Genomic DNA, 6,335 nt, shown 5'->3' on the forward strand with positions numbered 1-6,335 from the left:
TTAATCTTGTGTATATTTGATTATTATTTCAAAATTGTAATTTCCATGAAACATTATGTAAATCCGCTAACATATTTCCGTAATGGTTTTGAGGTATCATAGATGAACAGGGTGATTTGGAAAATTTTAATATACCTTTTTGAATGAATTAAACTATGGGGTGATAAAATGGGTTCAATTTCAAAAAGGAGTAAATATTTCGATAATGCCAAATTTATATTAATTTTTCTCGTTGTTTTTGGGCATCTCATCAGTCCTTTAAAGGAACACGATGGGATCCTTTTTACCTTATATTCCGCTATTTTTTTATTCCATATGCCAGCATTTATCTTAATCTCCGGATACTTCGCAAAAGGTTATAAAAAACCAGGCTACTTGAAAAAGTCTGTAAAAAAAATATTAATACCTTATTTTATTTTTCAATCCATTTATTCTGTTTATTATTATCTAAATGGACAGGAAGACAAATTGAATTTTGATTTACTCCATCCGCATTGGACGCTATGGTTTTTAATGAGTTTGTTCTGCTGGAATTTGTTGTTATATATTTTTGCAGAACTTAGATGGAAGGGTCTTGTGATTGCTATCGCTTTCGGAATTGGGGTAGGTTATGTTGATCATATAGGCAGTTTCTTAAGCTTATCAAGGACATTTGTATTTTTTCCATATTTTTTAATGGGGTACTTACTAAATGGGAATCAGTTAAAAAGGATTATCAGAGCAAAGTACTCACTTCCATTGGGGATCTTAATCATATCTGTAACACTTTTATTGGTTGGATTTGGATTTCCAAAAGATGCAGTTCCATGGCTGTTAGGTGATACATCATATGCAAACATGGGAGGAAAAGAGGTAACAGATGGGCTATTGCGAGGTCTACAATATGGTGTGACTTTCATTGTAATGTTTGGGTTTTTAGCTCTCATACCGTCCACTCAGTTTAAATTAACGAAAATCGGAGAAAGAACCTTATATATCTATTTATTTCACGGTTTTATTATTAAATCGTTTCAAACATTCATTCCAGATGAGCGATTAAATTCCATATCAGGAAATTACCTTTTACTTTTCATCATTTCTTTCTTGATATGTAAAATTCTTGGAAGTTATTTTATGAAAAAATATACGCAGCCTCTAGTTGAATTAAAAGTCTGATAGCCGAATGTGTTGATCACATTCGGCTAATTTTTTGCCTAATTACAATCCAAGTAATGAACTAACGAAACTTTTCTTTTTTCTTTTGACTTTTCCGTTGTCCAGGACGAGTGGTTTTTCTATTTGGGGCGGTCTTTTCATTTCATTCATTTCTGTTTGAAGTTTTTCTACCAATTGTGTTAATTCTTTTATTTGTTGCTGTAGTTCTTCAATTTCACGGCGATGCTGTAGAAGTTGGTAGGAAGCAACCGAATCTGCTTTTGCATGAAGACCCATTTCTAGTTTATTAACTTTTTCAAGCAGTTTTTCAAATGTTTCATTCTTTTCAGTAGTGTTAACTATACCTTTTCGAGTTATTTTCTTCTCTTTTATTGGAGCAATTTCTTGAATTAGTGTCCCGCTTTGCAGCTTTTCATGAATTTCTTGTAATATCTCAATGTCCTTGTCGTTAAAATGATAATGCCCTCGTTCATTTCGTTCCATTGGCAGGTCGAGCTGTTTTACCCAGCGTTGAATCGTACTAGTAGACACTCCTAATAATTTAGCGGCCTCGCTTGAATTCATATCGAATCCCTCCAAAGTTAAAATTCTCGTAAACTCCGAACGACGAAATGATTCACAATCTATTTAAGCCCAGAATTTCCACCATTTCTTTTCTTTGGTTGCTGCTACATCTCTAAAGCTTGTCAACATTTGTTGAAATGCTAATTCCCTTTGAGTAATTTCTTGACGGTATTGATTTCGTTCTTCGATAAAAAATTCACGGTCGATGGAAATAGCTTCAGCAAGGCTTGAGATTTCATTATTGGTTACATCAACATAATGAGACAATTCTTCTGTGGTTTCGGAAAGTTGTTTTGAAAGGGTGAAAATTTCTTCAGTTGTTTCCATTGAAACGTTTGCAATATTATTAGAGAGATATTGCAATGATTCTAGCGTATGTTCAGAAGCTTTTTCAATAGATTCTGAAAGCTGTTGAATATCAGATTGTGTGTTGGCTGATGATTTATAAATCGAATCGGAAATGGATTTGACAGTAGTTAATGTTCCATTTTTAATTTCTTTTTTTACTTCCTCTATTACCTCTTTACGGACGACACTTCGGATTTCTTCTTTTACTTCATTTAAAAAATTTTGCGTATAGGTATCCATTGCTTCGAAAAAAAGATTCGCATTATTTAACGGATACTCCTCCACAACCGCCGGCGTTTTCGGTTCTGAAATGACTTCCATAGAGATGACAGAAGGTTCTAAATCAGTATCAGCAACATTTTCGGACTCTGGTTTTGGTTGTAGTGATTTGCGAATAAGCTCTTTACTTGCTTTTTTTTCTTGCATACTTTTAATATCGAAAAGCAGGTTTATCTCCCTTTCCCCATAGATTCTTGCCCCTTGTTTTGTCCGGGGAATATCGAGTAACTCATTAAATTCTGTTTCCCACTGACGTAACGTTCCAGGCGCGATATTTATTTTTTTTGCTGCTTCTTTTAAGGTATAAGTTTTCATTTACAAATCATTCCTCTCTATAAAAAATCTAGGAAATAATCATCGTTAGGATAGTAATTCACCATTAAGTATCCTATTTTCCTGCTATATGACAAAAGCTATCAAAACAAGACTTAATGCAAGAAATAACAACATATTACTGCAAATTGAGCACAGTTCTTTTTTGGGAATGAGTAAGTTGAAATAGTTGAGTGTAAACTAAAAGGAAAATGTCGAATGAACAACAATTTCTATTGTGATGTTGTCGATAAGATTTGATGTGGATTTCGGTAAAATGAAATAGAATTAGCAAAAATTTTATCTTTGAAAATATTTATTTTGTGGTATAGTTAGAAACGGATATAAATAATAATCCGCAGGCAGATGCGGTAGAGGTTCTAGCACCCCTCTCAAAAAAAACTAAGAGGAACAGTACTGCTTCTTAGTGGTGCTGTTTTTCTATTTTAAGGAGAAGAGTAAAAATGAAAAACAGTAAAGCACTAGTAGTCTTTAGCGGCGGTCAGGATAGTACAACATGTTTATTCTGGGCCTTGGAACAATTTAAAGAAGTGGAAGTCGTCACTTTTAACTATAATCAGCGTCACAGCCTTGAAATTGAATGTGCCAAAAATATTGCAAATGAACTTGGTGTCAGGCACCATATTTTAGACATGGCACTGTTAAATCAGTTAGCGCCAAGTGCATTAACACGTGAGGATATTGAAGTAAAGGATGGCGAAGAGGGCGAATTGCCATCATCCTTCGTACCAGGTAGAAATTTAGTCTTTTTAACGTTTGCAGGAATCTTAGCGAGTCAGATCGGCGCCAAGCATATTGTAACAGGTGTTTGCGAGACAGACTTTAGCGGCTATCCAGATTGCCGCGATATTTTTGTGAAGTCTTTAAACGTTACCCTTAATTTATCGATGGATTCTCAATTTGTCATCCACACACCACTAATGTGGATTAATAAAGCAGAAACTTGGGAATTAGCCGATAAATTAGGAGCTTTAGATTTTGTCAGGGAAAAAACGCTAACTTGTTACAATGGCATTATTGCCGATGGCTGCGGAGAATGTCCTGCCTGTAAGTTACGACAAAATGGATTAGATGAATACTTAAAAATTCGAAAGGAGTTTTAACAGCTATGTATGGTTTTCGAATTGTTGATAAACTCCAAAAGATTGATGTAGATATCCAAAAAGATCAACTAAGGTATCATAAAAAGCGTGTCATGGTAAGTAAAGAATTCACCTTCGATGCTGCCCATCACTTGCACAACTATGAAGGAAAATGCAAGAACTTACATGGGCATACCTATAAAGTGATATTTGGTCTGAGCGGTTTTGTCGATGAGCGCGGTTTGATGATGGACTTTGGCGATATTAAAGATATTTGGAAACATGAAATTGAAATATTCCTCGATCATCGGTATTTAAATGAAACTCTTCCGCTGATGAATACAACAGCTGAAAATATGGTTGTTTGGATTTATGAAAAAATGGCTGAAGCACTTAGGAAGGATGAAAGACAGAAACAGTACCACGGTGTAAGAGTGGAATTTGTCCGTTTATTTGAAACACCGACGAGTTATGCGGAAGCCAGAAGGGAGTGGATGGAAGTTGAGTAAATTGCCTGTAATGGAAATTTTTGGACCAACCATCCAAGGCGAAGGCATGGTTATCGGTCAAAAAACGATGTTCGTAAGAACGGCGGGCTGTGATTATTCCTGCAGCTGGTGTGATTCATCTTTTACATGGGATGGAACCGGTAAAAATGACATCAATCTGATGACAGCTGATGAAATTTGGGAAGAATTAAAAAGGCATGGGGGAAATGGGTTCTCGTTTGTAACTATCTCTGGAGGTAACCCTGCGCTATTAAAAAATTTAGATACTTTAATAGAACTATTTAAAGAAAATAATATAAAAATCGGCCTAGAAACGCAGGGTAGCAGATGGCAGGATTGGTTCGTGGATATTGATGAATTAACAATTTCACCAAAGCCGCCTAGTTCAAAAATGGAAACAGACTTCTCCATTCTTGATACAATCCTAAATCGCCTGGAAGGAACCGATCCCTCGAAACATGTGAGCATAAAGGTAGTCATATTTGATGACCAGGATTATGACTATGCCAAAAAAGTATACCAGCGTTATCCGAATGTTCCTTTCTTTTTGCAGGTTGGAAATGATGATTTAGCAACAACCGATAATCTAGCATTAGTAAGTCAACTATTGAATAAGTATGAGTGGCTTATTAATAAGGTGATGGATGATGTTGAATTTACAAATGTAAAAGTCCTTCCACAATTGCATACTTATATTTGGGGCAATAAACGAGGGGTTTAGATTGAATTATTGGGGAATACTATCCGCGAGTCGTTTACACGGTAAAGTGAGGGAATATATGAAAAAGATGCTATTTTTCCTATGTCTATTCGTAATTGGACTTCCCGGTGTAGTTTTCGCTCAGCAAAAGGTACCCATTCTTATCTATCACTCGATTGATGAATTTACTGGCCATGGTTTAAAAGAGCTATATGTTACACCGGCTAATTTTGAAAAACAAATGATCTACCTGAGAGATCATGGCTATACCATGTTGACCTTCGAACGCTGGCAAGATGTTCAAAAAGTGAAAAAGCCCATTTTTATTACCTTTGATGATGGATATAAAAATAATTTGAACGCCTTTGTAATTTTTCAAACAGTGAAAACGGATCATTTCAAGCCTGCTGGAACTATTTTTGTAATATCAGATTTTATTGGCCGTTCAAATCGTTTGTCGCAAACGGACTTAAAGATGATGGCGGATTCTGGCATGATTTCTATTCAATCTCATACGGCAACCCATCCGGATTTAACCAAAACGGAGAATTTAACCTATGAACTAAAGGAATCGAAAGAAAAAATACAGAGGATAACGGGCAAACCAGTCATCGCCTTGGCCTACCCTTATGGAAATGCTGATGATTATGTTGTTAACGAAACGAAAAAGTACTATTCCTACGGACTTACTACTACTCCTGGTCCATATACAAAAACCGGGATTAAGAATGAAGTCTATCTTTTGCCTAGAACTTACGTGAAATATTCAACAACACTTGAAGACTTTGCACAAATAGTAAAATGACCATAAAGACAGGCGATTACTTTTTACATGGTAATCGTCTTTTTTTGTGGGTTAGGTAATATGCTCTTTTTAGGGGGGAGTGGGGATGAATTCGGGGATTAGTGTATGGCAAGAGCATTCATTTTGGCTGGAAATTCTCCAGGATCATGCAATTTTTGTTCGGGATCACTTGTCAAAAGAAGCTGAAGAGGCAATTTCCATCGCGGAAAGGTTTAAAGAATCATTCGGTGCCTTACTCAATAGCCTGCAGCAATTGAATCCAGACTTAAGTGTTTCCGCAAGTGAACAAATTGCCTTTGCTAAACAAGCTTATTCTGTTTCATTTGAGTACTATCGATTTGAGGGTCATTTACAAAATCTTAGGATTAAAAATGAAATAAATTTGAACTTATCGCCAACCTATTTAAATGGAACATTGAATGAAAACCAGGAGTACTTAAGGATCCTTTCTTATTTTGTCAATGGACAGCAATCTGTTCCCCTGCGGCTCGATCAACTGCTGGATTTATGGCTGGAGGATCAGCTCGGTCACATCATTTTATTAAGGAATAGTGTAGATC

General features: G+C 35.8%; 8 protein-coding genes. 6 read left to right on the forward strand and 2 right to left on the reverse strand.

The window, feature by feature from the left end; translation table 11 throughout:
* Positions 1–168 precede the first annotated feature (168 nt).
* Positions 169–1,155: an acyltransferase family protein gene (locus tag V7161_RS26265; RefSeq protein WP_335715754.1), complete on the forward strand. Its 987-nt coding sequence runs from the start codon at positions 169–171 to the stop codon at positions 1,153–1,155.
* A 42-nt stretch (positions 1,156–1,197) separates the two neighbouring features.
* On the opposite strand, the gene V7161_RS26270 is transcribed toward V7161_RS26265, so the two are convergent.
* On the reverse strand, positions 1,198–1,719 hold the full coding sequence (locus tag V7161_RS26270) for a MerR family transcriptional regulator (RefSeq protein WP_335715755.1): 522 nt from the start codon (positions 1,717–1,719) through the stop codon (positions 1,198–1,200).
* Between the two features lie 63 nt (positions 1,720–1,782).
* Positions 1,783–2,661, reverse strand: coding sequence for a MerR family transcriptional regulator (locus V7161_RS26275; protein ID WP_335715756.1), 879 nt, complete (start codon positions 2,659–2,661; stop codon positions 1,783–1,785).
* Positions 2,662–3,122: 461 nt separating this feature from the next.
* On the opposite strand from V7161_RS26275, the gene queC reads away from it, so the two are divergent.
* The 5 genes from queC to V7161_RS26300 all read left to right on the forward strand — a co-directional run.
* Positions 3,123–3,782: a 7-cyano-7-deazaguanine synthase QueC gene (queC, locus tag V7161_RS26280; RefSeq protein WP_335715757.1), complete on the forward strand. Its 660-nt coding sequence runs from the start codon at positions 3,123–3,125 to the stop codon at positions 3,780–3,782.
* A gap of 5 nt (positions 3,783–3,787) precedes the next feature.
* Complete coding sequence (gene queD, locus V7161_RS26285; RefSeq protein ID WP_335715758.1) at positions 3,788–4,270, forward strand: 6-carboxytetrahydropterin synthase QueD; 483 nt, start codon at positions 3,788–3,790, stop codon at positions 4,268–4,270.
* Positions 4,263–4,991: a 7-carboxy-7-deazaguanine synthase QueE gene (gene queE, locus V7161_RS26290; RefSeq protein ID WP_335715759.1), complete on the forward strand. Its 729-nt coding sequence runs from the start codon at positions 4,263–4,265 to the stop codon at positions 4,989–4,991. The genes queD and queE overlap by 8 nt, the downstream gene beginning before the upstream one ends.
* A 58-nt stretch (positions 4,992–5,049) precedes the next feature.
* Positions 5,050–5,775 carry a polysaccharide deacetylase family protein gene (locus V7161_RS26295; protein WP_335715760.1) on the forward strand — a complete coding sequence of 242 codons (726 nt, stop codon included), beginning with the start codon at positions 5,050–5,052 and terminating at the stop codon, positions 5,773–5,775.
* Positions 5,776–5,860: 85 nt separating this feature from the next.
* A partial coding sequence (locus V7161_RS26300; RefSeq protein ID WP_335715761.1) for a DUF2935 domain-containing protein occupies positions 5,861–6,335 on the forward strand: 475 nt, incomplete at its 3' end.

Origin of the sequence: Neobacillus drentensis, from assembly GCF_036965425.1 — a bacterium.
GTDB lineage: Bacteria > Bacillota > Bacilli > Bacillales > Cytobacillaceae > Neobacillus > Neobacillus drentensis_F.

What these genes read in the sequence shown, in the direction of transcription:
- V7161_RS26265 (WP_335715754.1), top strand. Translation starts at nt 169, where the DNA reads ATGGGTTCAATTTCAAAAAGGAGTAAATATTTCGATAATGCCAAATTT.
- V7161_RS26270 (WP_335715755.1), bottom strand. Translation starts at nt 1,719, where the DNA reads ATGAATTCAAGCGAGGCCGCTAAATTATTAGGAGTGTCTACTAGTACG.
- V7161_RS26275 (WP_335715756.1), bottom strand. Translation starts at nt 2,661, where the DNA reads ATGAAAACTTATACCTTAAAAGAAGCAGCAAAAAAAATAAATATCGCG.
- queC (WP_335715757.1), top strand. Translation starts at nt 3,123, where the DNA reads ATGAAAAACAGTAAAGCACTAGTAGTCTTTAGCGGCGGTCAGGATAGT.
- queD (WP_335715758.1), top strand. Translation starts at nt 3,788, where the DNA reads ATGTATGGTTTTCGAATTGTTGATAAACTCCAAAAGATTGATGTAGAT.
- V7161_RS26295 (WP_335715760.1), top strand. Translation starts at nt 5,050, where the DNA reads ATGAAAAAGATGCTATTTTTCCTATGTCTATTCGTAATTGGACTTCCC.